Below are 26,287 nucleotides of genomic sequence, written 5' to 3'. Positions count from 1 at the left end.
GGTCGTGCCCAGCTGTACCCGCTGCCGGTAAACAACCTGATATACAGGCAGAACGCTCCCGATGACCGGCCCGGACCCGCAGCCGACCGGTCCGACGAGAAGGGCACGCCGCCGCACGTGAGGGACACACGAGAGAGCCGGCTGCTACTGGTGCTGCTGGTCGCCGTCGCGTTCGCACTGATCACGGTGGACATCCGCGGTGGCGAGCAGTCCCCGCTCGACGGTGTCCGGCACGCCGCCGCCTCGGCCTTCGGGCCGGTGGAGGCGGGGGTGGCCGACGCCGTGGACCCGGTCGGCAACGCCATCGCGGCCGTACGGGACTCCGGTGGCCGGCACAGCCGCATCGCCCAGCTGGAGCGGGAGAACGCCACCCTCAAGCAGCGCCTCGGCAGCAACGACCGCAACCGCGGCCGGGCCCGCGAGCTCGACGCCATGCTCAAGACGGCGGGCCGCGGCCAGTACGGCATCAAGGGCGCCCAGGTCATCGCCATAGGAGCCGCCCAGGGCTTCTCGTGGACGGTCACCATCGACGCGGGCAGCAACGACGGCATCCGGCGCGACATGACCGTGCTCGACGGCGACGGTCTCGTCGGCCGGGTCACCACCGTCTCCCGGTCCACCGCCACCGTCCTGCTGGCGACCGACCCCAAGTTCACCGTCGGCACCCGCATGGAGAAGTCCGGCGAACTCGGCTTCGCCACCGGCCAGGGCGACCGCTCCCTGCGCGTCGAGCTCCTCAACGGCAAGGCCGTCGTCCACGAGGGCGACCGCCTCGTCACCTTCGGCTCCAGCAGGGACAAGCCGTTCGTGCCCGGCGTCCCCGTCGGCGAGGTCACCCGTGTCGAACCCGCGGGCGGCAGCCTGACCCGCACCCTCCAGATCCGGCCCTTCGTCGGCTTCAGCAGGCTCGACATCGTGGGCGTCGTCGTCGAGGCGCCCCGTACCGACCCCCGCGACACCGTCCTGCCGCCGAAACCGGAAGCCCCCAAGCCGACCCCCACGGTGACCGTGACGGCCACCCCCTCCGCGAGCGCCAAACCCCAGGACTGAACCGATGCGCATCAACCGGATCCTGCTCTCGTCGGCGCTCGTGGTGATCGCCCTCGTCGTCCAGGTGACCGTCCTCGCCCGGCTCCATCTCCCCGGCGCCGTCCCCGACCTGATGCTCCTCGTCGTCATCGGCCTCACGCTCGTCTACGGCCACACCAGCGGCGCCCTCATCGGCTTCGGCGCGGGCCTGCTCGCCGACCTGGCGCCGCCCGCCGACCACGCCACCGGGCGGTACGCCCTCGTGCTGTGCGTGATCGGCTATCTCGTCGGCCTCGTCAGGCCGGAGTCCGGACGGCTCCGCTCGGCCACCGTCCCCATGCTCGTCGTCGTCGCCGCGGCCATCGGCTCCACCCTGCTCTACGCGGGCGTCGGCTCCCTCGTCGGCGACACCGCCGCCCGCCACGTGGGACTGACCGGCCTGGTCCTCACCGCCACGCTCTACGACCTGCTGCTGGCACCCTTCACCGTGCCGCTGATCATGGCGCTCGCCCGGCGCACCGAGAACGACCCGCTCGCCGGCGAGGGCCCCGCCACGCTGGGAGGCGGCGGCGAGGGCGCGTTCTCCCGCCTCGGCGGCCAGCGCGGCGGCCTCTTCGGCAGGCCGGTCCGGCGCCAGGGGCGCGTCAAGGGGGTCCGGCGGCTGTGACCGGCACGGCACCCATCCGTAAGAAACTCCCGCGGACGGCTGAGGGGGCGTCATGAGCAACCTTCCCGAGACCGGGCGGACCTCCCGCGTCACCATCCGCCTCGTCACCATCCAGATCCTCGTCGTCTCCCTCCTGCTCACCCTCGGCGGGCGCCTTTGGTACCTCCAGATCCGCAACGGCGACCAGTACACCGCCGAAGCCGCCGACAACCACATCCAGCAGGTCGTCGCCCCCGCCACCCGCGGCTCGATACTGGACGCCCGCGGCGTGCCCCTCGCCGACAACGAGACCCGCCTCGTCGTCTCCGCCAACCGCACCGACCTGCTGAAGATGCACGACCGGGGCAAGGCCGTCCTGGCCAGGCTCGCCGGGGTCCTCAATCTCAGGCCCGAGGACGTCGCCGCCAAGGTGCGGCTGTGCGACGCCAAGACCCCCAAGCCCTGCTGGGCCGGCTCGCCCTACCAGCCCATCCCCATCACCGACGAGGCCACCACCCAGCAGGCCCTGCAGATCCGTGAGCGCGCGGAGGACTTCCCCGGCGTCACCGCCGAACCCACGGCCGTACGCCGCTACGCCGGGCCCGGCGGCTCCAACACCGCCCAGGTGCTCGGCTATCTCTCCCCCGTCACCGACGACGAGATCAGCAAGACGAAGTCCGGCTCCGCCCCGCTGCTCCGCTCCGACCAGGTCGGCCGCTCCGGTCTGGAGCGGCAGTACGACACCCAGCTGCGCGGCAAGGCGGGCGTCACCCGCTACGAGGTCGACAACCTCGGCCGCGTCATCGGCAAGGCCAAGAGCGACAAGGCCGTGCCCGGCTCCAACATCGTCACCAGCATCGACGCCCGCGTGCAGGCCATAGCGGAACGGGAACTGGACCAGGCGATGAAGGACGCCCGCAAGGAGCTCGACAAGAACACCGGCGTCAACTACAAGGCCGACGCCGGCGCCGTCGTGGTGATGGAGTCCAGGACCGGCCGGGTCGTGGCCATGGCCTCCAACCCCACCTACGACCCCAACGCCTGGGTCGGCGGCATCTCCGCCAAGGACTACAGGCAGCTCACCGGCAAGGACTCCGACTACCCCCTGCTCAACCGGGCCATCCAGGGGCAGGCGGCACCCGGCTCGATCTTCAAGGTCATCTCCGCCACCGCCGCGGTCAAGGCCGGATACGCCTTCACCGACAACTACAACTGCTCCAGCTCGTACAGCATCGGCAACCAGGTCTTCAAGAACTTCGAGTCCAAGGGCTACGGCCCGATCAACCTCGGCCGGGCGCTGGAGGTCTCCTGCGACACCGTCTTCTACGACCTGGCCTTCCGCCAGTGGCAGAAGGACGGCGGCAACAACCCCAAGCACCCCGCGGACTGGTTCTACCGCACCGCCCACGACTTCGGCCTCGGCAAGGAGACCGGCATCGACCTCCCCAACGAGGTCAAGGGCCGGGTCCCGGACCGCGAGTGGAAGAAGCGGTACTGGGAGGCCAACAAGGACACCTGGTGCAAGCAGGGCGGCAGCAGCGGCGACGACTACGCCGCCAAGATCGCCAAGGAGAACTGCGAGTCCGGCATGCGGATGCGCGCCGGTGACTCCGTCAACTACTCCATCGGCCAGGGCGACACCCTCGTCACCCCCATCCAGATGGCCACCATCTACGCGGGCATCAGCAACGGCGGCACGCTCTACAACCCCACCATCGGCAAGGCCATCGTCAGCCCCGACGGCAAGAGCGTCCAGGAGATCGCGCCCACGGCCCACGGCAGGCTGCCCTTCGACCAGAGGACCCGCGACCAGCTCGACGGCGCGCTCGCCGGCGTCGCCACCAACGGCAGCGCCGCCTGGCGCTTCGAGGGCTGGCCGCAGAAGGACATCCCGATGCACGCCAAGACCGGCACCGCCGAGGTCTACGGCAAGCAGACCACCTCGTGGTTCGCGACGTACACCCAGGACTACACCGTCGTCATGACGATCTCTCAGGGCGGCACCGGCTCCGGCGCCTCCGGCCCCGCCGTGCGCAACATCTACAACGCGCTCTACGGCGTCGACGAGAAGGGCAGGATCGACCCGGGCAAGGCCCTGCTGCCGCACCCCGAGAGCGGACTCCCCAGGATCGAGAAGGACGGCACGATCGAGGCCCAGAAGATCGACGTGCCCTCCCCGCCCGCCCGGAAGGAGGACAAGCAGCAATGAGCGCCACCGGCGGCTACAAGATCCGCCGCTACACCCCCGAGCGCGGCATCTGGGGCACGCTCACCGCCCGCGACTCCGTCCTCCGCCGCCTCGACTGGGTCATGCTGCTCGCCGCGCTCGCCCTCTCGGGCATCAGCACCCTGCTCGTCTACTCCGCCACCCGCGGTCGCAAGGAGCTCACCCACGGCGACCCGTACTACTTCCTGCTCCGCAACATCCTCAACACCGGCATCGGGCTCGGCCTCGCCATCGGCGCGGTCTGGGTCGGCCACCGCGCCCTGCGCGGCGCCGTCCCCATCCTCTACGGCGTCTCCGTGCTGCTCACCGCCGCCGTGCTCACCCCGCTGGGCGCGACCATCAACGGCGCCCGCTCCTGGATCCAGCTGGGCGGCGGCTTCTCCATCCAGCCGTCCGAATTCACCAAGATCACCATCACGCTCGGCATGGCGATGCTGCTGGCCGCCAAGGTCGACGCGGGCGACCGGGCGCACCCCGACCACCGCACCGTCGTACAGGCCCTCGGCCTCGCCGCCCTGCCGATCCTGGTCATCCTGCTGATGCCCGACCTCGGCTCCGTGATGGTGCTGGTGGTCATCGTCCTCGCCGTGCTGCTCGCCTCCGGCGCCTCCAACCGCTGGGTCGCCGGACTGCTCGGCGCGGGCGTCCTCGGCTGTGTCCTCGTCTGGCAGCTCGGCGTCCTCGACGAGTACCAGATCAACCGCTTCGCCGCCTTTGCCAACCCCGCGCTCGACCCCTCCGGCGTCGGCTACAACACCAACCAGGCCCGCATCGCCATCGGTTCCGGCGGCCTCACCGGCTCCGGGCTCTTCCACGGCTCCCAGACGACCGGCCAGTTCGTGCCCGAACAACAGACCGACTTCATCTTCACCGTCGCGGGGGAGGAGCTCGGCTTCGTCGGCGCGGGCGCGATCATCTTCCTCGTCGGGGTCGTGCTGTGGCGCGCGTGCCGGATCGCACGCGAGACGACGGAGCTGTACGGGACGATCGTCGCGGCCGGGATAATCGCCTGGTTCGCCTTCCAGGCGTTCGAGAACATCGGGATGACGCTGGGGATCATGCCGGTGACGGGCCTGCCGCTGCCCTTCGTCTCCTACGGCGGCTCGTCGATGTTCGCGGCGTGGATCGCGATCGGACTCCTCCAGTCGATCAAGGTCCAGCGCCCGATGTCGGCGTGAAAAACCACCGCTCGCACATCCATAACCAGCCGGGCCACCGACAAGCCCTGCCCAGAGGGGCGACCAAGGGTTAGATTCGCCATATGGCGGACACCGTGCGAGAGATCGAGCGGAAGTACGAACCCGGCGACGGTACGGGCAAGGCCCGGCTGCCCGACCTCCGCCGTGTCAAAGGCGTGGCGACCGTCACCGACCAAGGGACGCAGAAGCTCGACGCCGTCTACTACGACACCGAGGACCGCCGACTGGCCGGCGCGCACATCACCCTGCGCCGCCGCACCGGCGGAAAGGACGCGGGCTGGCACCTCAAGCTCCCCGTCGCCCCCGGCGTGCGCGACGAGATCCGCGCGCCCCTCTCCCCGGCCGTGCCGCGCGCCCTCACCGACCTCGTGCGCTCCCGGATCCGCCGCGCCGACCTGACCCCGCTGGTGCGCATCGTCTCCCGCCGTACGGTGCGGCAGCTGTTCGACGGCGACGGGACCCTCCTCGCCGAGGCGAGCGAGGACGCGGTCACCGCCGACCGGCTCACCCGCGGCGGCCGCACCGCCCGCTGGACGGAGGTCGAGGTCGAGCTCGGCGAGGGTGCCGATCCGGCCTTCCTCGACACCGTGGAGCGGCGCCTGCGCAAGGCCGGGCTCTGCCCGTCGAAGGCCCCCTCCAAGCTGGCCAGGGCCCTGGAGGAGACCGACCCCGCACCGCCGAAGGCCGCGCGGAGGAGACCGGGGAAGCCCGCGGAACCCACCGCCGGTGACCACGTCCTCGCGTACGTCCGCGAACAGACCGACGCCCTCCTCGCCCTCGACCCCGCCGTCCGCGGCCGCGCCGAGGACTCCGTCCACCAGATGAGGGTCGCCACCCGCCGGCTCCGCAGCGCCTTCCACACGTACGGCAAGGTCCTCGACCGGAAGGCCACCGACCCGATCGGCGAGGAACTCAAGTGGCTCGCCGCCGAACTCGGCGTCGACCGCGACCGCGAAGTGCTCGCCGAGCGGCTGTCCGAGCGGCTGTCCGAGGTGGACGGCACGCTCGTCCTCGGGCCCGTGCGCGCGAGGCTCCGCGGTGCCGCGGCGGGCCGCGGCAAGGGCGCCCGCAAGCGCCTCGCCGCGCTCCTCGACGGCGACCGCTACCTCACGCTCCTGGACACCCTCGACGCCCTCCTCGCGGACCCGCCCCTGCTCCCCGCCGCCGCCCTGCCGCCCGGCGACGTACTGGCCGGGGCCGTCCTGCGCGACTACGGACGCCTCGCCGCCCGAGTCGAGCACGCCCTCACCACCGGGCCGGGCCCCGAGCGCGACACCGTCCTGCACGACGCCCGCAAGGCCGCCAAGCGCGTCCGCTACGCCGCGGAGGCGGCGCAGTCGGCGCTGGGGAAACCGGCGAAACGGTTCGCCGAGCGCATGAAGTCCGTACAGACCCTGCTCGGCGACCACCAGGACAGCGTCATGGCGCGCACCGCCCTGCGCACGCTCGCGGCCGAGGCGCACGCCGCGGGCGAGAGCACCTTCACACTCGGACTCCTGTACGGCCGGGAGGAGCGGCGCGCGGCCGAAGACGAGCGGGAGCTGCCGGGGCTGTGGCGGAAGGTGTCGCGCAAGCGGTACCGCGAGGCGCTGGGGGCGTGACCGCCTCCCGGGCGGCCCGTCGCCTTCAAGATCGCTGTGCAGAGGGGTGACCACGGCTGCGTTAGCCTTGAGGGTCACCCCTGTCAGCTCACGAAGGTTCGTATGTCTGCCGAATCGGTCTTCCCGCAGCTCGAAGCTCTGCTCCCGCATGTGCAGAAGCCGATCCAGTACGTCGGCGGCGAGCTCAACTCCACGGTCAAGCCCTGGGAAGAGTGCGACGTCCGCTGGGCGCTCATGTACCCCGACGCCTACGAGGTCGGGCTGCCCAACCAGGGCGTCATGATCCTCTACGAGGTCCTCAACGAGCGCGAGGGCGTGCTCGCCGAGCGCACGTACAGCGTGTGGCCCGACCTCGAGCAGCTGATGCGCGAGCACAAGGTCCCGCAGTTCACCGTGGACGCCCACCGGCCCGTGAAGGCGTTCGACGTCTTCGGCCTGAGCTTCTCCACCGAGCTCGGCTACACCAACATGCTCACCGCCCTGGACCTCGCGGACATCCCGCTGGAGTCCAAGGACCGCACGCTCGACGACCCGATCGTCCTCGCCGGCGGCCACGCGGCCTTCAACCCCGAGCCGATCGCGGACTTCATCGACTGCGCGGTGATCGGTGACGGCGAGCAGGCCGTGCTGGAGATCACCGACATCATCCGGGCGTGGAAGGCGGAAGGCCGCCCCGGCGGCCGCGACGAGGTGCTGCTGCGCCTCGCCCGGACCGGCGGCGTGTACGTCCCGCGCTTCTACGACGTGGAGTACCTGCCGGACGGCCGGATCGCCCGCGTCGTGCCCAACCACACCGGCGTGCCGTGGCGCGTGTCCAAGCACACCGTCATGGACCTCGACGAGTGGCCCTACCCCAAGCAGCCGCTCGTCCCGCTCGCCGAGACCGTGCACGAGCGCATGTCCGTCGAGATCTTCCGCGGCTGCACCCGCGGCTGCCGCTTCTGCCAGGCCGGCATGATCACGCGCCCCGTGCGGGAGCGAAGCATCACCGGCATCGGCGAGATGGTCGAAAAGGGTCTGAAGGCCACCGGCTTCGAGGAGGTCGGCCTGCTGTCGCTGTCCTCCGCGGACCACACCGAGATCGGTGACATCGCCAAGGGCCTCGCCGACCGCTACGAAGAGGACAAGATCGGCCTCTCCCTGCCGTCGACCCGCGTGGACGCCTTCAACGTCGACCTCGCCAACGAGCTCACCCGCAACGGCCGCAGGTCGGGCCTCACCTTCGCCCCCGAGGGCGGCTCCGAGCGCATGCGCAAGGTCATCAACAAGATGGTCTCGGAGGAGGACCTGATCCGTACGGTCTCCACCGCGTACGGCAACGGCTGGCGCCAGGTGAAGCTGTACTTCATGTGCGGCCTGCCGACGGAGACCGACGAGGACGTCCTCCAGATCGGCGACATGGCGGTCAACGTCATCGCCGAGGGCCGCAAGGTGTCCGGGCAGAACGACATCCGCTGCACGGTCTCCATCGGCGGCTTCGTGCCCAAGCCGCACACGCCGTTCCAGTGGGCGCCGCAGCTCTCCGCCGAGGAGACCGACGCGCGGCTGGAGAAGCTGCGCGACAAGATCCGCGGCGACAAGAAGTACGGGCGCTCGATCGGCTTCCGCTACCACGACGGCAAGCCCGGCATCATCGAGGGCCTGCTCTCCCGCGGCGACCGCCGCGTCGGCGCCGTCATCCGCGCGGTCTACGAGTCCGGCGGCCGCTTCGACGGCTGGCGCGAGCACTTCTCGTACGACCGCTGGATCAAGAGCGCCGAGCAGACGCTGCCGCCGCAGGGCGTCGACGTCGCCTGGTACACGACGCGCGAGCGCACGTACGAGGAGGTCCTGCCCTGGGACCACCTGGACTCCGGTCTCGACAAGGACTGGCTCTGGGAGGACTGGCAGGACGCGCTCGACGAGACCGAGGTCGAGGACTGCCGCTGGACCCCGTGCTTCGACTGCGGCGTCTGCCCGCAGATGGACACGAGCATCCAGATCGGCCCGACGGGCAAGAAGCTGCTGCCGCTCACGGTGGTCAAGTAGGAGCGCCGGCGGCGTCGTCCCGCGCCGCCAAGTAGGCTGAGTAACGGAACGGACCGTTTCCCCGCGCAGGCGGGGGTGATCCGACTGGGCAGGCAACAGCTCGAAGGCCCACTGCCGCGGTCCGTTCCCTCATGAACGTCAAGGGCTGCACTTCTGTGCGGCTCTGCAACAAGGAGATGGAACCCCTGGGCAAGCGACAGCCCGAAGGCCCGCCGCCCGCACCCGCGGTGCAGCGCATTCGTCTGCGCTACACCAAGCGCGGCCGCCTCCGGTTCACCAGCCACCGCGATTTCCAGCGCGCCTTCGAGCGGGCCCTGCGCCGCGCCGAGGTGCCCATGGCGTACTCGGCCGGTTTCACCCCGCACCCCAAGGTGTCGTACGCCAACGCCGCCCCCACCGGCACGGGCAGTGAGGCCGAGTTCCTGGAGATCCAGCTCGCCGAGGTCCGTGACCCGCAGCAGCTGCGCGAGCTGCTCGACGAGTCGCTGCCGGACGGGCTCGACATCACGGACGCGGTGGAGGCGCACACCTCCTCCTTCGCCGACCGGCTGGAGGCTTCCGTCTGGGAGCTGCGGCTGGACGGCGTCGAGGTCGCGGACGCCGAGCGCGCCGTGGCGGCCTTTCTCGCGGCGGAGACCGTCGAGGTCCAGCGCCGCACGAAAAATGGGTTGCGCACCTTCGACACGCGCGCCGCGGTGGTCCGACTCGAGGCCCTCGACGCTCCGGCCGATAGGCCCGGCGACGGTGCCTGTGCGATACTGCGGCTGGTTGTTCGGCACTTGACACCTGCCGTTCGACCCGACGACGTCCTGTCCGGTCTCCGCGCTACGGCCGACCTGGCGCCGCCGGTCCCCGCTGCGGTGACCAGGCTGGCGCAGGGGCTGCTCGATGAGGAGTCCGGCACGGTGACCGACCCGCTCGCGCCCGACCGCGACGCTTCCCCGGCCGCATCAACCACGGCCGCCGGACAGAGCGCCGGTGCCGCGCAGGTGCCGGAAGGTTCTGTGTAAGGACGGCCGTCGCCGCGCCGCCGGTCCACCAGGGAGCCACCCGGGTCCGGCAGGCGCACTGACCAGGAGACTTTCGCCGGTGCCGACATTTCGGACCCGGTGAGCGAGACGACAGCTCCCGTGCGGCGACCGCGCCCCGGACGGCGGTACCGCGCACATCACGCGGACCGCCGGGCCGGACCAAGGCACGGCGCCCGGGAGCGTGACGGGAGAACCGCCCGCATGCTCGAACCCATTGAGCCCGCCAACCACTCCGACAGCGGTCCTGGAGACACGCTGCCGCCCCGACGCCGCCGCCGTGCGGCGTCCCGCCCCGCCGGCCCGCCGTCGGCGGGCGACGGAGGCGCACAGCAGTCCGTGACGGCCCCCGCCGCCGAGGCGCAGTCCGCCGCACCGGCACCCGCCGCCGAGGCCCCGGCCGCCACCGACGCGCCGGCCACCCCCGCGCGCCCCCGCCGCCGTGCCACCCGCAAGGCGACGGCTCCGGCGGGCGCCCCCCGTACGGCCGAGCCGGCCGTCGAGGAGACCCCCGAGGTCCCGGCCGCCGTCGTGGCCGCCGACACCGAGGCCGTCGAGGACGCCAAGCCGGCCCGTACGCGCCGCCGCGCCACCCGCAAGGCCACCGCGCCCGCCGGTGCCCCGCAGGCCGCCGAGCAGGTCGCCGAGGCGCCTGAGGCGCCCGTGACGACCGAGGTCGAGCCCGAGGCGCCCGTCGCGGAGGCCGCGCCTGCCGCCCGCACCCGCCGTCGCGCCACCCGCAAGGCGACCGCCCCGGCCGGTGCCCCGCAGACCGTCGAGACCGTGGTCGAGGTCCCCGCGCCCGTCGAGGACGCGGAGGCCGAGGAGGAGGTGGAGGCCGCCGAGGAGATCCCGGCCGCTCCCGCCCCCCGCGCGCGCCGTCGTGCCACCCGTAAGGCCACCGCGCCCGCCGGTGCCCCGCAGGCCGCCGAGCCGGTCGTCGAGGAGCCCGCGGAGGCCGCCCCGGCCGAGGAGGAGGCGCCGGTCGCCGAGACCCGCGGCCGCCGTACGCGCCGCCGTGTCGCCGAGCCCGAGGCCGCCGCCGAGACCGCCCCGGCCCGTACGCGCGGCCGCCGCAAGGTCGCCACCGGTGACGCCGAGGCCGCTGCCGCCGCGCTGGAGGCCGCCAAGGCCGAGAGCCGTGCGCGGGAAGCCGCCACCGAGGTTCCGGCCGAGCAGGCCGAGGCCCCCGCGCGCGGCCGTCGTCGCGCCGTGCGCCCGCCGACCGCCGTCTTCCAGGCGCCGGTCTTCACCGAGCCGATGTTCCAGACGCCGGAGACCGCCGCTGCCGCTGCCGCCGCCTTCGTGCCGGAGGAGGAGCCCGAGCCGGAGCAGGCCGAGCCGGCCGCCGAGGCCGCGCAGCCGGCCACGGGCAGCCGTCGCCGTCGCCGCCGTCGCGGCGAGCCCGCCGAGGTCGAGCAGGCCGTGGCGGAGGAGATCGTTCCCGCCGTGGCCGAGGAGGCCGAGGGCGAGGAGGCCGAAGAGGCCGAGGCCGCCCACGACGAGGAGGAGTCGGACCGCCCCTCGCGCCGTCGCCGCCGTGGTGGCCGTCGTCGCCGCCGTGGTGAGGCCGGGGACGTGGAGGCCGAGGCCGCCGAGGAGGAGGCCGAAGAGGCCGAGGCCGCCGAGGAGGAGCAGGAGGAGGCGTACGGCGAGGAGTCGGGCGCCGGTTCCGCGGGCAGCCGTCGCCGTCGCCGCCGTCGTCGCCGCAGTGGCGACGCCGCCGAGGCCGAGGTGGGCGAGGGCGACCCGGAGCGCACGGTCGTCAAGGTCCGCGAGCCCCGCAAGCGCGAGGAGCGCGAGCCCGGCACCGGCTTCGACGAGGTGCAGTCCATCAAGGGCTCCACCCGCATGGAGGCGAAGAAGCAGCGCCGCCGCGAGGGCCGCGAGCAGGGCCGCCGCCGGGTGCCGATCATCACCGAGGCCGAGTTCCTGGCCCGCCGTGAGGCCGTCGAGCGCGTGATGGTCGTGCGCCAGAGCGGTGAGCGCACCCAGATCGGCGTGCTGGAGGACAACGTCCTCGTCGAGCACTACGTCAACAAGGAGCAGGCCACCAGCTACGTCGGCAACGTCTACCTGGGCAAGGTCCAGAACGTCCTGCCGTCCATGGAGGCCGCCTTCGTCGACATCGGCAAGGGCCGCAACGCCGTGCTGTACGCCGGTGAGGTCAACTTCGAGGCGCTCGGCATGGGCAACGGCCCGCGCCGCATCGAGACCGCGCTGAAGTCCGGCCAGTCCGTGCTCGTGCAGGTCACCAAGGACCCGATCGGTCACAAGGGCGCCCGTCTGACCAGCCAGGTCTCGCTGCCGGGCCGCTACCTCGTGTACGTGCCCGAGGGCTCGATGACCGGCATCAGCCGCAAGCTGCCCGACACCGAGCGCGCGCGTCTGAAGCAGATCCTCAAGAAGATCGTCCCCGAGGACGCGGGCGTCATCGTCCGTACGGCCGCCGAGGGTGCGAGCGAGGAGGAGCTGGCGCGTGACGTGCAGCGGCTCCAGGCGCAGTGGGAGGAGATCCAGCAGCGGGCGAAGAGCGGCAACGCCCCGACCCTGCTGTACGGCGAGCCGGACATGACCGTCCGCGTCGTGCGCGACATCTTCAACGAGGACTTCTCCAAGGTCATCGTCAGCGGTGAAGGCGCCTGGGAGACCATCCACGGCTACGTCTCGCACGTCGCCCCGGACCTCACCGACCGGCTCCAGAAGTGGACGTCGGACGTCGACGTCTTCGCCACGTACCGGATCGACGAGCAGCTGATGAAGGCGCTGGACCGCAAGGTCTGGCTGCCGAGCGGCGGTTCGCTCGTGATCGACCGGACCGAGGCGATGGTCGTGGTCGACGTCAACACCGGCAAGTTCACCGGTCAGGGCGGCAACCTCGAGGAGACGGTCACCAAGAACAACCTCGAGGCGGCCGAGGAGATCGTGCGTCAGCTGCGGCTGCGCGACCTCGGCGGCATCGTGGTGATCGACTTCATCGACATGGTGCTGGAGGCCAACCGCGACCTCGTGCTGCGGCGTCTGCTGGAGTGCCTGGGCCGGGACCGTACGAAGCACCAGGTCGCCGAGGTGACCTCGCTGGGTCTGGTGCAGATGACCCGCAAGCGGGTCGGCCAGGGCCTGCTGGAGTCGTTCTCCGAGCCGTGTGTGCACTGCAACGGCCGTGGCGTGATCGTCCACATGGACCAGCCCACGTCCGTCGGCGGTGGCGGTGGCGGCAAGCGCGGCAAGAAGAAGGGCAAGGGGCAGCCGCACGAGCACGAGCACGATCACGTGACGGCGGAGGCCGCGGAGCAGGCCGAGGTCGAGGCTGATGCCGAGGCGCCCGAGCTGGAGCCCGTCGCGGTGACCGAGGCCGAGCTCCAGCCGTCGGTCGGCGGGGACGAGGAGTGGTTCGGCAGCCCGGCCGAGGCGCGTGCCGCGGCGGGTTCGCGCGGTGGCCGTACGCGGCGCCGGGCGACCCGCAAAGCGACCGCTCCGGCGGGTGCCCCGAAGGCCGCCGCCGAGCCGGAGATCGTCGTGGAGACCGCGGCGCCGGCCGAGCCGGTCGTCGAGCCGGTGGCCGCCGAGCCCGTGGCCGAGCCGGTCGTCGAGGCTGTCGTGGAGGCCGCTCCGGCCGAGGCCCCGGTGGAGGCGGCTCCGGCCGCTCCCGCCCGGCCGCGCCGCCGGGTGACCCGCAGGGCGTCCGCCCCGGCGGGCTCGCCCGCCGCGGCGGAGGAAGCGGCCGTGGTGGTCGTCACCGCGCCGGCCGCCCCGGCCGCCGAGCCGGAGCCCGCGCCGGCGCCGGTGGAGCCGGAGGCCGTCACCGAGCCGGTCGCCGAGGACGGGACCGAGGCCGAGGAGACCCCGGCCCCGGCCAAGAAGACGGCCCGTAAGACGGCCGCCAAGAAGGCCCCGGCGAAGAAGGCCGCCGCCACGAAGAAGACGGCGGCCAAGAAGACGACGACCGCCAAGAAGACCACGGCCAAGAAGACCGCCACCAAGACGGCGGCCAAGAAGGCCCCGGCGAAGAAGACGGCGAAGAAGGCCGCCACGGCCCCCGCCGCTTCCGCCGAGGACTAGGCCGGGTTGTTTTTCTCCGGGTGCCGGGCGGGCTGAATTCCAGTCCGCCCGGCACCCGGGGAATCCAGGCCCTGGGTCCACCCGGACGGCCGCTCCGTGGAGCGGCCACCCCGGGGGAGGGCCCGGTTTGACCCCCAGGACAGGGCCCCGTAACCTTGTCCTTCGGCGTCTGTACGCCAACCCCTGAGCAAATCCCTCCCGGTGAATTCCGGGAGAGGCCGCTCGTCCTTTCGGATATGCGCGGGCTTCACGCCTGCGTGAGCGGCTGGCATCAGAGGTCCCGATTACCAGCGAGAGAGTGAGATCCGCGTGTACGCAATCGTGCGTAGCGGTGGTCGCCAGCACAAGGTTGCTGTCGGCGACATCGTCGAGGTTGACAAGATTTCCGACGGCAAGGTGGGCGACTCCGTCGAGCTCTCCACGCTGCTCGTGGTCGACGGCGAGTCCGTCACCAGCGACCCGTGGGTGCTGGCCGGGATCAAGGTCCAGGCCGAGATTGTGGACCACCACAAGGGTGCCAAGATCGACATCCTGAAGTACAAGAACAAGACCGGCTACCGCAAGCGCATTGGTCACCGCCAGCAGTACACGGCGATCAAGGTCACCGGCATCCCCACGGCTGCGAAGTAAGGGACTGAGAACACATGGCACACAAGAAGGGCGCATCGTCCACTCGGAACGGTCGCGACTCCAACGCTCAGCGGCTCGGCGTCAAGCGCTTCGGCGGCCAGGCCGTCAACGCCGGTGAGATCCTGGTCCGCCAGCGCGGCACCCACTTCCACCCGGGCACGGGCGTCGGTCGCGGTGGCGACGACACCCTGTTCGCGCTGGCCGCCGGTGCGGTGCAGTTCGGCACCCACCGTGGTCGCAAGGTCGTGAACATCGTCCCGATCGCTGAGTAATCAGCCTTTCGGCACGACACAGCACCTTTCCGAGGGCGGGCCGCTTTTCCTGACGGGGAAGCCGGTCCGCCCTCGGCGTGTTAGTACAGAGACATCCCCTGCACGTATCTGGAGGCAACCGCAATGACCACCTTCGTGGACCGCGTCGAGCTGCATGTCGCCGCGGGTAACGGAGGCCATGGCTGCGCCTCCGTGCACCGTGAGAAGTTCAAGCCGCTCGGCGGCCCGGACGGCGGCAACGGCGGCCGTGGCGGCGACGTGATCCTGGTCGTGGACCAGTCGGTCACCACGCTCCTCGACTACCACCACAGCCCCCACCGCAAGGCCACCAACGGCCAGCCGGGCGCCGGCGACAACCGCTCCGGCAAGGACGGCCAGGACCTCGTCCTGCCCGTGCCGGACGGCACCGTCGTCCTGGACAAGGACGGCAACGTCCTCGCCGACCTGGTCGGCGAGGGCACCACCTTCATCGCCGGCCAGGGCGGCCGCGGCGGCCTCGGCAACGCGGCGCTGGCCTCCGCCCGCCGCAAGGCGCCCGGCTTCGCGCTGCTCGGCGAGCCCGGCGAGGCCCGTGACGTCGTCATGGAGCTCAAGACCGTCGCCGACGTGGCGCTGGTGGGCTACCCGAGCGCGGGCAAGTCCTCGCTGATCTCGGTGCTCTCCGCCGCCAAGCCGAAGATCGCGGACTACCCCTTCACGACGCTGGTCCCGAACCTGGGCGTGGTCACGGCCGGCTCGACCGTCTACACCATCGCGGACGTCCCCGGTCTGATCCCGGGCGCCAGCCAGGGCAAGGGCCTCGGCCTGGAGTTCCTGCGGCACGTCGAGCGCTGCTCGGTGCTCGTGCACGTGCTGGACACCGCGACCCTGGAGTCCGACCGCGACCCGGTCTCCGACCTGGATGTCATCGAGGCGGAGCTGGGGCAGTACGGCGGTCTCGAGGACCGGCCGCGCATCGTCGTCCTCAACAAGATCGACATCCCGGACGGCCAGGACCTCGCCGACATGATCCGCCCGGATCTGGAGGCGCGCGGCTACCAGGTCTTCGAGGTGTCCGCCGTCGCCCGTACGGGCCTGAAGGAGCTCTCCTTCGCGCTGGCCCGCATCATCGCCGAGGCGCGCGCCGCGAAGCCGAAGGAGGAGGCGACCCGCATCGTCATCCGCCCGAAGGCCGTGGACGACGCGGGCTTCACGGTCACCCTGGAGGAGGACGGCATCTACCGCGTGCGCGGCGAGAAGCCGGAGCGCTGGGTGCGCCAGACCGACTTCAACAACGACGAGGCCGTCGGTTACCTGGCCGACCGCCTCAACCGCCTCGGCGTCGAGGACCGGCTGCTCAAGGCCGGTGCCCGGGCGGGCGACGGCGTGGCCATCGGTGCCGAGGACAACGCGGTCGTCTTCGACTGGGAGCCGACGATGATGGCGGGCGCCGAGATGCTCGGCCGCCGTGGCGAGGACCACCGCCTGGAGGCACCGCGACCGGCCGCGACGCGTCGTCGCGAGCGGGAGGCTCAGCGGGATGAGGCGCAGCAGGAGTTCGACGGTTTCAAGCCGTTCTGATCTGACGCGTCATCAACTCACCGCCCGGTGACGGGTGCACCTTCTGGGTGTGCCCGCTCGCCGGGCGGTTTCGTTTCCTGGGGCTCCGCCCCAGACCCCGAAAGCGGCTTCGCCGCTTGTCCTCAATCGCCGGACGGGCTGAATTCAGCCCGTCCGGCGATTGAGGACGCGCCCGCAGGGCGCTGGGGGTCCGGGGTCTCCCCGGTTTCGGGAAGGGGCGGGGCTGGGGAACAAAACCCGCCGGGCCGCACCCGGGCACGGGTCCGGGGCGGAGCCCCGGCCTCGGCGGAGCCGAGCATCGGATTGGGGGCACCTCTGGGGGCACCCCCGGACGGAGTCTGGGGGAGGTAGCTGGGGGAGGGAAGGGGCGGGGCAGGGGAACAAAAAACGCCGGGCGGGCTGGAGGAACCAGCCTGCCCGGCGGTTGAGGGCGATGCGAGGGGTCAGACCGACGCCGTCTCGTCCGCGCGCTGCGGGGGGATCTCGGAGGCGCGAGCCTCCATGCGCTCGCGCCGGGCGTCGGCCTCCGCGGCGAGCGAGAGCGCCGCGGCGTTGAAGCGCACCAGCGACGGCGGGTCGGACGGACCCAGCAGCTGGACCTTCAGCTCCGCACGGGCCGCGGCGAAGCCGTCGAGAGCGGGGTCGCGGACCGCGGCGAGCAGCCCGGGCACCTCGGTCGCCTCCGGCGCGAGGATCGTCGCCGCGCTCACGGTCGGGAAGTTCGCGCGGAACTCCTCCTCGCCCATCCCGCTGGTGTTCGCGACGGCGTACGGCTTCTCGCTGATCAGGTAGTCCGAGACCACGCTGGAGACATCGCTGATCAGCAGGTCGGACTGGTTGAAGCAGGTGTAGAGGGCCGGGCGCGGGCCGGTGATGACCTGGTGCTCCCAGACCGGCAGCGAGGCCCAGTACGCGGCCTCCCAGGCGGCCGTGGCGGCCTCCACGGTCGCGGCGCGCCCCTTCTCGGGCGTGCCCTGGAGCATCATGCGCTCGATCTCGTCGGCGCTGCCCCGGAAGGTGCTGGTGGTGAGCCGGTCCAGCTCGGCCGCGCGGCGCGCCAGTTCGGCGGCGGCCTCGGGGCCGGGCCGGTCGCCGCCGCGGCGCGCGTTGGCCTCGTGGATCATGGCCTGGATGCGCTCGTTGGCGCGTCCGGCGCGCGGGTCGACGGAGCCGGTCATCGGGTGCGGCTTGTAGAGCAGCCGGACCTTGGGGTCGGCGAGCAGCGCGCGGACGATGTTCTCGCCGGCGAGCATCACCGAGGTGTTGCCCGGCTGGCCGTCCCAGCCCTCCCACGTGGGGGCGTACAGCACGGTGGTGTACGCGTTAGTGGGCGCCCCCGCGTACGGCTCGATCGGCGCGAGCTGCGGGCGGCCGACCTCGACCACGTCGCGGTCGTCGACGCCGATGTCGGCGAGCTGGTAGCGCTCGCGGGCGGCGGGCCCGGCGACCCAGATCTCGTCGTACGCCTTGGAGTACGGGTTGCAGCTGGAGAGCTTGTCGCTCTCGCCGTGGTTGGTGAAGGCGTGCTTGATGGAGGGCATGCGCAGCACCTGCGAGGTCTTACCGGAGTTCGCGGGGTGCAGCATCATCTTCAGCGAGGACTTCTCCAGGGCCATCAGGTGGACGACCTTGGGGATGCACACGATCGGCACGTCGGTGGCGTCGATCTTCTGCACCATGAAGCGCTCGCGGAGCACGATGACCGGGTTGCCGTCCAGCTCGGCGAGGGTGGAGAGCCACATGTTCGCCTGGTAGGCGGAGCTCGTGCCACCGGAGAAGTACATGCCGACGGTCGGCTTGTAGCCGGCGAGCCAGCGGTCCAGCCACTCCAGCGCCTGCTGGTCGTTAGCGATGCGCTTCTTCGGGCGCAGCCAGGTGGCCAGCCGCGCGGTGCCGCCGACGGCGAGGAGGAGGGCGACGCCGACGCCGAGCTCGCCCCAGAGGGCCTTCTCGGTGGCGGCGGTGACCAGCAGGCCCGCGGTGGCCGGGACGGCGAAGCGCAGCAGCCGGCGGCCGTGCTGGCGGGCCAGCAGGCGCGGCGGCGCGGCGGACAGGCGCAGGCCGGTCGTGTCGATGTTCCGGGTCAGGAACGGCAGCGTGCGGCTGCGGCGGACCAGCAGCGCGGTGGCCTGGCAGGCGAGGTGGGCGGCGTAGAAGAGCACCAGTCCGACGAAGACCGGGGCGTAGTCGCGCAGCGAACCGTCGCCGTGCAGCCGCAGCAGCCCGATCAGCACCATCATGTCGCGCAGCAGCTGCCGCACCATGACGTCGAAGCGGATCTTGCCGAGGACGGCGACCAGACCGGGGTCACGGTGCTGGAGGTAGAGGTCGAGCGCGAGGCCCGCCGCCGAGGCGGCGATCAGGAGCGGCACGAGGGGCAGCAGGGCCCCGACGAGCTGGGCGGCGAAGAACACCAGCATCGCGAGCAGCGCCACGAGCTGTACGGCTCGGCGCGAGGCGGTTCCGGCAGAAGGCACTGGGCGGGCTCCTGGCAGGCGGGCGGGGAGGGACTGGGCATCGGGGGACCGTGGGGGCCCCTCCCGGCGGGTCTGCCAGGGGAGGAGGACAACGGTCGACCACCGACCGTATGACGGTCGCTGGCCCAGGGGCAATCTTCGCCGACGGCAATCGTCTCAAAACAGGGCCGAACGACCACAATCCTCAGACGGTAGATTTGCGTGCCGGAGCAGTCACACACGACCGGCGATCACTAGAGGTGTACGTACGTGACAGGGGCAGGGGCGAGTACGGGGGCAGCGGCGGCGGCGCGGGCGGAGGTGACCGGGGCCCGCAGGATCGTGGTCAAGGTGGGATCCTCGTCACTCACCACCGCGGGCGGCGGGCTGGACGCCGACCGGGTTGACGCGCTGGTCGACACGCTGGCCAAGGCCGGCGCGGAGAAGGAGATAGTGCTGGTCTCCTCCGGCGCCATCGCCGCGGGGCTCGCGCCCCTGGGGCTCGACCGGCGGCCGCGCGACCTGGCCCGCCAGCAGGCGGCCGCCAGCGTGGGCCAGGGCCTGCTGGTGGCCCGCTACACGGCGTCCTTCGCGCGCTACGGCCGCCGCGTCGGCCAGGTGCTGCTCACCACGGACGACACCAGCCGCCGCGCGCACTACCGCAACGCCTACCGGACGCTGGACCAGCTGCTCGCGATGGGCGCGGTCCCGGTCGTCAACGAGAACGACACCGTGGCCACGGACGAGATCCGCTTCGGCGACAACGACCGGCTGGCCGCCCTCGTCGCCCATCTCGTCCGGGCCGACCTGCTGATCCTGCTGTCGGACGTCGACGGCCTCTACGACGGCGACCCCAGCATCCCGGGCACCTCCCGGATCGCGGAGGTCGGCGGCCCGGAGGACCTCGAGGGCGTCTCGATCGGCAGCGCGGGCAAGGCGGGCGTCGGCACCGGCGGCATGGTCACCAAGGTCGAGGCGGCCCGGATCGCGGCCGCGGCCGGGGTGCCCGTCGTGCTCACCTCCGCCAGCCAGGCCGCCGACGCGCTCGCCGGGCGGCCGACCGGCACCTTCTTCCACCGCACCGGCCGCCGCTCCACCGACCGGCTGCTGTGGCTCGCGCACGCCTCCGCGCCGCGCGGGGCCCTCACCCTCGACGACGGGGCCGTGCGGGCCGTGATCGAGGGCAGCGCGTCCCTGCTGCCCGCGGGCATCGCGGCCGTCGAGGGTGAATTCAGCGCGGGCGACCCGGTCGAGCTGCGGGACTCCGAGGGCCGGGCCGTGGCCCGCGGGCTCGTCGCCTTCGACGCCGCGGAGATCCCGCAGCTGCTCGGCCGTTCCACCCGTGACCTGGCCAAGGAGCTGGGTCCTGGCTACGAGCGCGAGGTCGTGCACCGGGACGATCTGGTCGTGCTGCGCCGCTGACGGACGTCAGGCAGGGGCGAGAGGGCGGGGTCGGTCCAGCCTTTCCATGGGGACCTTCCGGAAAACCGCCACGCGGCCGCCCGGAGGCTGGTCAACTTTGTTGCGGGGGCCGTCACGGGCAGGCGGTCCCCGGCATCGAACACATGGCGCAGCGAGTAGCAGCAGCGACACGGCTCCGCCGCATGCGCGCGGAGCAGCGATCAACAGGAGGCCGCCGGTGAGACGAGGGCGCCCAGGGGCGATGTCCCGAGGGACGGCGGAGCGCACACTGACCAGCGTCGGCACGGGGGACGCGGTGGAGGGGGCACGGGGGAGCGCGGAGCGCGAACAGCGGGAGGCCACGGAGCGCGAGGGCGAGGTGTCGCGGCTGTGGCACATCACCCTGAGCGTCTCGGGCGCGGAGGCGCCGCTCGCGGAGGTCCGCCGGGGTCTCGAACAGCTCGCGCACGACCACCCCTTCCTGCTGACCAGCCGCTACGCCAACGACCACGCCGAGATCCGCTACTGGGAAGAGGCGCGCGACCTGCACGACGCGGCGGCCGTCGCGCTGCGGCTGTGGGGCGAGCACCGCTCGTCCGCCCGGCTCCCGCCGTGGGAGATCGTCGGCCTGGAGGTCATCGACCGGGGGACGTACCACCAGCGCATCGCGGAGGGCTACGGTCCGCTGCCCGCCACCCCGGTCGGTGTGCACCCCTTCTGAGGCCCGCCGGGCCCGCCCGCTGTCCGCAGTCCGGAATACATGGTGGCCGAAGCGCGCCGCGCGGCTAGGCTGCGGGCCATGAGCAGCGTTTTCCCCTCTCCCCTCGCCGATCCCATGCCGCAGTCCCCGGTGCTGCGCGCGGCCTACCGCGCCCGCGCCGCGGCCGCCGAGCTGGCGCCATTGCCGCGCTCGGTGAAGGACGAGGCGCTGCTGGCGATCGCCGACGCGCTGGAGGTCCGCACCAAGGAGATCGTCGAGGCCAACGCCGAGGACGTCGAGAAGGCCCGCGCCGCCGGCACCAGCGAGACCGTCGTCGACCGGCTGACCCTCACCCCCGAGCGGGTGCGCGCCATCGCCAAGGACGTGCGGGACGTCGTGGCCCTGCCCGACCCCGTCGGCGAGGTGGTGCGCGGTTCCACCCTCCCCAACGGCATCGACCTGCGCCAGGTGCGCGTCCCGCTGGGCGTCGTCGGGATCATCTACGAGGCCCGCCCCAACGTCACCGTGGACGCCGCCGCCCTCTGCCTGAAGTCCGGCAACGCCGTGCTGCTGCGCGGCTCGTCCTCCGCGTACGCCTCCAACACCGCCCTGGTGCGCGTCCTGCGGGACGCCGTCGGCGGTGCCGGGCTGCCCGCGGACGCCGTGCAGCTCGTCCCGGGGGAGAGCCGGGAGTCCGTGCGGGAGCTGATGCGCGCCCGGGGCATGGTCGACGTGCTGATCCCGCGCGGCGGCGCCTCGCTGATCCGTACGGTCGTGGAGGAGTCCACCGTCCCGGTGATCGAGACGGGCACGGGCAACTGCCATGTGTACGTGGACGCCGAGGCCGACATCGACATGGCCGTGGACATCCTCGTCAACTCCAAGGCACAGCGCCCCAGTGTGTGCAACTCGGCCGAGACGCTCCTGGTGCACCAGGACATCGCGGCGGAGTTCCTGCCGCGCGCCCTCGCCGCGCTGGCGGAGGCGGGCGTGACCGTCCACGGCTGCGAGCGGGTCCTGGCGCTGGCCGAGGGCGGCCCGGCGACCGTCGTGCCCGCGACGGTCGAGGACTGGGAGACGGAGTACCTGTCGTACGACATCGCCGCCGCGGTGGTGGACTCCCTGGACGCGGCCGTACGGCACATCCGGATGTGGTCCTCCGGCCACACCGAGGCGATCGTCACCACGTCGCAGGCCGCGGCCCGCCGCTTCACCCAGCTGGTGGACTCGACCACCGTCGCGGTCAACGCCTCGACGCGGTTCACGGACGGCAGCCAGTTCGGCTTCGGCGCCGAGATCGGCATCTCCACGCAGAAGTTGCACGCGCGCGGGCCGATGGGGCTCCCGGAACTCACCTCCACCAAGTACATCGTCACGGGCGACGGCCACGTCCGGGGCGGTGCGCGCCCGGGAAGCTGAATTCCCGTACCGGCTGCACGGATTGACCGTTCCGGGGCTACGCTGGACGGGTGCCGGACGACGTGGGGGGCCAGCCGTTCCCGGACGGCGAGGAGCCCGACAGCCACCGCCATGGAGACGCGGACGACGCGTTCGCCTCCGTGGTCTTCGACGAGGAGTTCGTGCGGTCCGCCGCGATCCACGAACCGACCGCGGTCGAGCGGATGCTCGCCGCCGCCCAGGCCCGCGCGGAGGCGGAGGCCTCCCGGTCCAGGGCGGTCGGCGGGCCCGCCGACGACGACGCGCCGGATTTCGACGAGCCCTATGAGGGCGGGTTCGCCGCGGGCCCCACGAGCCACCACAGCGGGCACGCGAGCGGCTGGTACAGCCTCGCCCACGACCTGGATCCAGACGACGCCTACGGCCCGTACGGGCGCTACGGCGCGCCGCGCAGGCCCTATCGAGGGCACGCCCGGTGGCAGCGCCCGGTGGCGTGGGTGCTCGCGGTGGTGATGGGCATCGGCGTGGTGGCTCTCGCCTTCGCCGCCGTCTACCGCAGCGCCTCCTCCGGCAATCGGCCCAGCTCCGACCCGCCTCCCGCGACCACCGGGGTGGACGCCCCCGCGGTCGACCGGCCGGGCCCGCTGCCGTCGGTCTCGGCCGATTCCGAGCCCCCGGTGGCGTCCGCGGCACCCCGCCGCTGAGCCGGTCGGGCGGGCCCTGGCATGCGTGCACCGGGCACCGTGAATTTTCCTCACAACTTGTCGTGTACCAGCGCGTTTACCAAGGCCCCGACGGACCTACTCTTGAGGTATGGACGGGCCTGGAGACCCACCTGAGGGGACGCCCGAGGGAGTCCCGGGGGGTGGGGAGGACGAGTACCGATCCGTCGTCTTCGACGAATCGTTCATCCGCGCTGCCCGCCTCCAGGAGTTCTCCGCGCGCGAGCGGATGGGTGACCACGCGCTCGCCGTGCGCAACCGCCATGTGTGGGCCCGCGTCAGCACCTCGCGACAGGTCCTCGTCCTGGTGATACTGATCGCCCTGGCCTTCGGCACGGCCGTCTACATGGGCCTGCGGCACCCCTACAAGGACGCGGCGGTGCCCGTCGCGGAGCCGATGCACTCCACGGTCATACCCCTGGCCCCGCGCGACGCCGTGCCGGGCGGCCCGGCAGGCCGGCTCTTCGACCGCAGCCCGGCCGCGCAGTTCCGGCTGGGCGAGGAGGGCGTCACCCTGCCCCCGGCGCGCAGCACGCAGCACTTCTCCGAGAGCCAGGTGATGGGCGCGCTGGCCGCCGCCAAGGAGTACACGGTGAAGTCCGCGCTCGACCCGGCCGTCCTGGTCGGCGGGGCGCAGCGCACGCTGCGGGTGCTGCTCGACCCGGCGCAGCTCGACCAGTTCGACCGCAGCTTCGACCACCCGTCCAACGACGGGCGGCACGCCGCCACCGGCTGGCTGATCCGCTTCGATCCCGCCCAGGTGGCCCTGGTGAGCACGCCCGTACGCACGCAGGGCGTCTTCACCGTGGCGGAGACGGCCCCCGGCACGCTGGAGGTCTCCGGCGACCACACGTTCGTCTACGCGCTGCGGCCCGCGAAGGCGGGCGCCGACCTCGGTACCGAAGCGGACGGCGCGTCGCTGTTCACCGTGCGCCGTACGATGCGCTTCCGCTTCGACCGGGACGGCCTCCAGGACCACCACCTGACCGTCGTGCAGAGCTACCTCCAGGCGGGCCCGGAGTCCTGCTCGGCCGACGACGCGGCCTACCTCCGCCCCCTTCTGGCCGGCCGGCGCGCGAGCGTGGACGGCCCGGCGGTGACCGACCCGTACACGACGGGCCAGGACGCGACGCCTCTGTGCGGCTCCCTGGCGCAGAGCGCCCAGCCGCACGGCTAGGGCGCTCTGTTTTCCCCCCGGCCGCCCGGGTGCGGCTGCGCCTGCGGCGGGCTTTGTTCCCCTACCCCGCCCCTTCCCTCAGCGTCTGATGCGCGGCTCCGCCGCGGCCGGGGCTCCGCCCCGGACCCGTGCCCGGGTGCGGGCCGGCGGTTTGTTTCCCCTACCCCGCCCCTTCCCGAAACCGGGGGCAAGCCCCCAGACCCCCGAACCACGCTTCGCGCGGTGTCCTCAAACGCCGGACGGGCTGAATATTCAGCCCGTGGGGGCACCTCTGGGGGCACCCCCGGACGGAGTCTGGGGGAGGTAGCTGGGGGAGTTTGAGGACCGGGGTCTGGGGCGGAGCCCCAGTTTCGGGAAGGGGCGGGGCTGGGGAAAGAACCCCCGGGGGGCCTCAGGCGGCCGCCTACGGCTTCGAGGGCCCGTCCTTCGGGTCCTGGGCCCCCGGAGCCCCTCCGGGCCCCTCTGAAGGCTTCCCGGGGGCCTCCCCGGAACCTGAGGACGGCGAGCCGGAACCACTCCGGCCGCCGAACGTGTCGCGCAACCGCCCCCCAAGATCACTCGCCCCGCCCGCGAGATCCCGCACCAGCCCCATCAAGGGATCCTTGCTGGTCCGCACGGAATCCGCGTAGTGGCTCGCCGACTCCCGGATGGAGTCCGTCACCGAGGTGTCCTTGTCCTCCGAGCGCCGCGGGTAGTGGCCGTCCATGATCCGCTGGTGGTCGCGGCTCTCCGCCCACTTCTTGAGCTCCGCCGCCCGCACGGTCGTGAAGGGGTGCGTGCGCGGCAGCACGTTCATGATCTTCAGTACGGAGTCGCGCAGGTCGCCGCCCGCCTCGTACTCCTCCGCCTGCGCGAGGAACGCGTCCACGTTCATCTCGTGCAGGTGGTTGCCGCCCGCGATCTTCATCAGGCCGCGCATCGACGCCTGGAGGTCCTGGCCCACCAGCAGGCCTGCCCGGTCCGCCGACAGCTCCGACTTGCGGAACCACTCGCGCAGCGCCGTCACGATCGCCATCACCGCGATGTTGCCCAGCGGGATCCAGGCGATCTTGAGCGCGAAGTTGGTGAGGAACAGCAATATCGTCCGGTAGACCGCGTGGCCCGAGAGCGCGTGGCCGACCTCGTGGCCGACGACCGCCCGCATCTCCTCCTCGTCCAGCAGCTCGACGAGGCCCGTGGTGACCACAATGATCGGCTCGTCCAGGCCGATGCACATGGCATTGGGCTGCGGGTCCTGGTTGACGTACATCGGCGGGACCTCGGGCAGGTCCAGGATGTGGCAGGCGTCGAGCAGCATGGTGTGCAGGTGCGGGAACTGCTGGTCGCTCACCCGCACCGAGTCGGAGAGGAACAGCAGCCGCAGGCTGCGCTCCGGCAGCAGCCCGCTCAGGGCCTTGAAGACGGTGTCGAAGCCGCTCAGCTTGCGCAGCGCCACCAGGGCCGACCGGTCCGCCGGATGCTCGTAGGCGCGCGAGGAGATCCCGGGGAACCGCTTCCGCTGCCGGTCGGGCAGCCGCTCGTGGCCCTCGTCCCCCGCGCCGGAAGCACTTCCCGAAGCGCGCTCGCCACTGCCGTTGCTGTCGCTCATCAAGACCCCCTCAATGGGCTGATCATGGCCCGGCGGCCGTGACCCGCCCGGCTGCCGCCCCCCACAGTAGGCGCTGCCTCCGGCATGGCTACCGTGGAGGCATGCCCGACATCCACGCTTTCACCGCGAACCCCGGCTTCACCGAACTGCTCGCCGTCTCCAAGGGCGACCAGGGGCCCGGAGCCCTCATCCGTACGGTCCTGGTCGTCGGTGTGGTCGGCATCGCCTTCCTCGCCTGGTTCCTGCTCCGCGGGTACAAGAAGGACTGACCTGTGGAGTCGGCGTGAGCCCGCGCCCGCCCCCCGCATACGATGTGGCAGAAATCTCTGCCCGACTACCGTCCCGGATAGGTCCTGCCGACGATGAGCGCTTTCGCCTCAGCCCACACCGCCCTGGCCACACTCGCCTCCGAGGGCGAGCACGCCGACACCCACCCGAGCATCAGCCCCTACATGACCGGTGGCGCGGCCCTGGTGATCCTGCTCCTCCTCCTGTGGATCACGACCCGCTTCAACCGCGACCGCTGAGCCCACCCGGTCCCTGCGGGTCCGGCGCTCCGCCGC

Annotated in this window: 20 protein-coding genes; 18 read left to right on the top strand and 2 right to left on the bottom strand. The window is 72.2% G+C overall.

The window, feature by feature from the left end; all coding sequences use genetic code 11:
• Positions 1 to 117 precede the first annotated feature (117 nt).
• From mreC to obgE, 11 genes are all read left to right on the top strand, one after another.
• Positions 118 to 1,050 (top strand): rod shape-determining protein MreC, encoded by a 933-nt coding sequence (gene mreC / locus DXZ73_RS16720; RefSeq protein WP_116211794.1) that lies wholly within the window; start codon positions 118 to 120, stop codon positions 1,048 to 1,050.
• Between the two features lie 4 nt (positions 1,051 to 1,054).
• Positions 1,055 to 1,696, top strand: coding sequence for a rod shape-determining protein MreD (gene mreD / locus DXZ73_RS16715; RefSeq protein ID WP_116211793.1), 642 nt, complete (start codon positions 1,055 to 1,057; stop codon positions 1,694 to 1,696).
• 52 nt (positions 1,697 to 1,748) lie between these two features.
• Entirely contained in the window at positions 1,749 to 3,884 is a 2,136-nt protein-coding gene (gene mrdA / locus DXZ73_RS16710; protein WP_116211792.1) for a penicillin-binding protein 2, read from the top strand.
• Positions 3,881 to 5,080 carry a rod shape-determining protein RodA gene (gene rodA, locus DXZ73_RS16705; RefSeq protein ID WP_116211791.1) on the top strand — a complete coding sequence of 400 codons (1,200 nt, stop codon included), beginning with the start codon at positions 3,881 to 3,883 and terminating at the stop codon, positions 5,078 to 5,080. The genes mrdA and rodA overlap by 4 nt, the downstream gene beginning before the upstream one ends.
• Before the next feature lie 83 nt (positions 5,081 to 5,163).
• Positions 5,164 to 6,702, top strand: coding sequence for a CYTH and CHAD domain-containing protein (locus DXZ73_RS16700; protein ID WP_116211790.1), 1,539 nt, complete (start codon positions 5,164 to 5,166; stop codon positions 6,700 to 6,702).
• Positions 6,703 to 6,804: 102 nt separating this feature from the next.
• Positions 6,805 to 8,730, top strand: coding sequence for a TIGR03960 family B12-binding radical SAM protein (locus DXZ73_RS16695; RefSeq protein WP_116211789.1), 1,926 nt, complete (start codon positions 6,805 to 6,807; stop codon positions 8,728 to 8,730).
• A 227-nt stretch (positions 8,731 to 8,957) separates the two neighbouring features.
• Positions 8,958 to 9,740 (top strand): TIGR03936 family radical SAM-associated protein, encoded by a 783-nt coding sequence (locus tag DXZ73_RS16690; RefSeq protein ID WP_116215663.1) that lies wholly within the window; start codon positions 8,958 to 8,960, stop codon positions 9,738 to 9,740.
• Positions 9,741 to 9,962: 222 nt separating this feature from the next.
• Positions 9,963 to 13,820: an Rne/Rng family ribonuclease gene (locus tag DXZ73_RS16685; protein ID WP_116211788.1), complete on the top strand. Its 3,858-nt coding sequence runs from the start codon at positions 9,963 to 9,965 to the stop codon at positions 13,818 to 13,820.
• Between the two features lie 309 nt (positions 13,821 to 14,129).
• A complete protein-coding gene (gene rplU / locus DXZ73_RS16680) occupies positions 14,130 to 14,450 on the top strand; it encodes a 50S ribosomal protein L21 (RefSeq protein ID WP_087928145.1) in 321 nt (106 codons plus the stop codon).
• A 14-nt stretch (positions 14,451 to 14,464) separates the two neighbouring features.
• On the top strand, positions 14,465 to 14,722 hold the full coding sequence (gene rpmA, locus DXZ73_RS16675) for a 50S ribosomal protein L27 (protein ID WP_116211787.1): 258 nt from the start codon (positions 14,465 to 14,467) through the stop codon (positions 14,720 to 14,722).
• 123 nt (positions 14,723 to 14,845) lie between these two features.
• Positions 14,846 to 16,282: a GTPase ObgE gene (gene obgE / locus DXZ73_RS16670; protein ID WP_116211786.1), complete on the top strand. Its 1,437-nt coding sequence runs from the start codon at positions 14,846 to 14,848 to the stop codon at positions 16,280 to 16,282.
• A gap of 443 nt (positions 16,283 to 16,725) precedes the next feature.
• On the opposite strand, the gene DXZ73_RS16665 is transcribed toward obgE, so the two are convergent.
• Positions 16,726 to 18,759 carry a hypothetical protein gene (locus tag DXZ73_RS16665; protein ID WP_116211785.1) on the bottom strand — a complete coding sequence of 678 codons (2,034 nt, stop codon included), beginning with the start codon at positions 18,757 to 18,759 and terminating at the stop codon, positions 16,726 to 16,728.
• A gap of 300 nt (positions 18,760 to 19,059) precedes the next feature.
• Between DXZ73_RS16665 and proB the strand changes: the two genes are divergently transcribed.
• The 5 genes from proB (at position 19,060) to DXZ73_RS16640 (ending at position 24,136) form a co-directional block, all read left to right on the top strand.
• The gene (gene proB, locus DXZ73_RS16660) at positions 19,060 to 20,160 is read left to right on the top strand and encodes a glutamate 5-kinase (RefSeq protein WP_116211784.1); all 1,101 of its coding nucleotides are present in this window, start codon (positions 19,060 to 19,062) and stop codon (positions 20,158 to 20,160) included.
• A gap of 217 nt (positions 20,161 to 20,377) precedes the next feature.
• Positions 20,378 to 20,860 carry a hypothetical protein gene (locus DXZ73_RS16655; protein ID WP_116211783.1) on the top strand — a complete coding sequence of 161 codons (483 nt, stop codon included), beginning with the start codon at positions 20,378 to 20,380 and terminating at the stop codon, positions 20,858 to 20,860.
• A gap of 78 nt (positions 20,861 to 20,938) precedes the next feature.
• A complete protein-coding gene (locus tag DXZ73_RS16650; protein ID WP_116211782.1) occupies positions 20,939 to 22,258 on the top strand; it encodes a glutamate-5-semialdehyde dehydrogenase in 1,320 nt (439 codons plus the stop codon).
• A gap of 50 nt (positions 22,259 to 22,308) precedes the next feature.
• Entirely contained in the window at positions 22,309 to 22,941 is a 633-nt protein-coding gene (locus DXZ73_RS16645; protein ID WP_116211781.1) for a hypothetical protein, read from the top strand.
• Between the two features lie 109 nt (positions 22,942 to 23,050).
• Positions 23,051 to 24,136, top strand: a complete 1,086-nt coding sequence (locus DXZ73_RS16640) for a hypothetical protein (protein ID WP_116211780.1) — start codon at positions 23,051 to 23,053, stop codon at positions 24,134 to 24,136.
• Between the two features lie 403 nt (positions 24,137 to 24,539).
• Here the strand turns inward: DXZ73_RS16640 and DXZ73_RS16635 are convergent, their stop codons facing one another.
• Positions 24,540 to 25,724 (bottom strand): M48 family metallopeptidase, encoded by a 1,185-nt coding sequence (locus tag DXZ73_RS16635; RefSeq protein WP_116211779.1) that lies wholly within the window; start codon positions 25,722 to 25,724, stop codon positions 24,540 to 24,542.
• Between the two features lie 101 nt (positions 25,725 to 25,825).
• Here DXZ73_RS16635 and DXZ73_RS38185 point away from each other — a divergent pair, with 101 nt between their 5' ends.
• Both DXZ73_RS38185 and DXZ73_RS38180 read left to right on the top strand, forming a co-directional pair.
• Entirely contained in the window at positions 25,826 to 25,993 is a 168-nt protein-coding gene (locus tag DXZ73_RS38185; protein ID WP_162889881.1) for a hypothetical protein, read from the top strand.
• Between the two features lie 93 nt (positions 25,994 to 26,086).
• Positions 26,087 to 26,251, top strand: coding sequence for a hypothetical protein (locus DXZ73_RS38180; protein WP_162890226.1), 165 nt, complete (start codon positions 26,087 to 26,089; stop codon positions 26,249 to 26,251).
• The last annotated feature ends 36 nt before the right edge of the window (positions 26,252 to 26,287 follow it).

The sequence above is a fragment of the Streptoverticillium olivoreticuli subsp. olivoreticuli genome, from assembly GCF_003391135.1.
Lineage (GTDB): Bacteria > Actinomycetota > Actinomycetes > Streptomycetales > Streptomycetaceae > Streptomyces > Streptomyces blastmyceticus.
The sequence above is the reverse complement of the archived record's forward strand: the minus strand, read 5'-3'. Positions and strand labels throughout refer to the sequence as shown.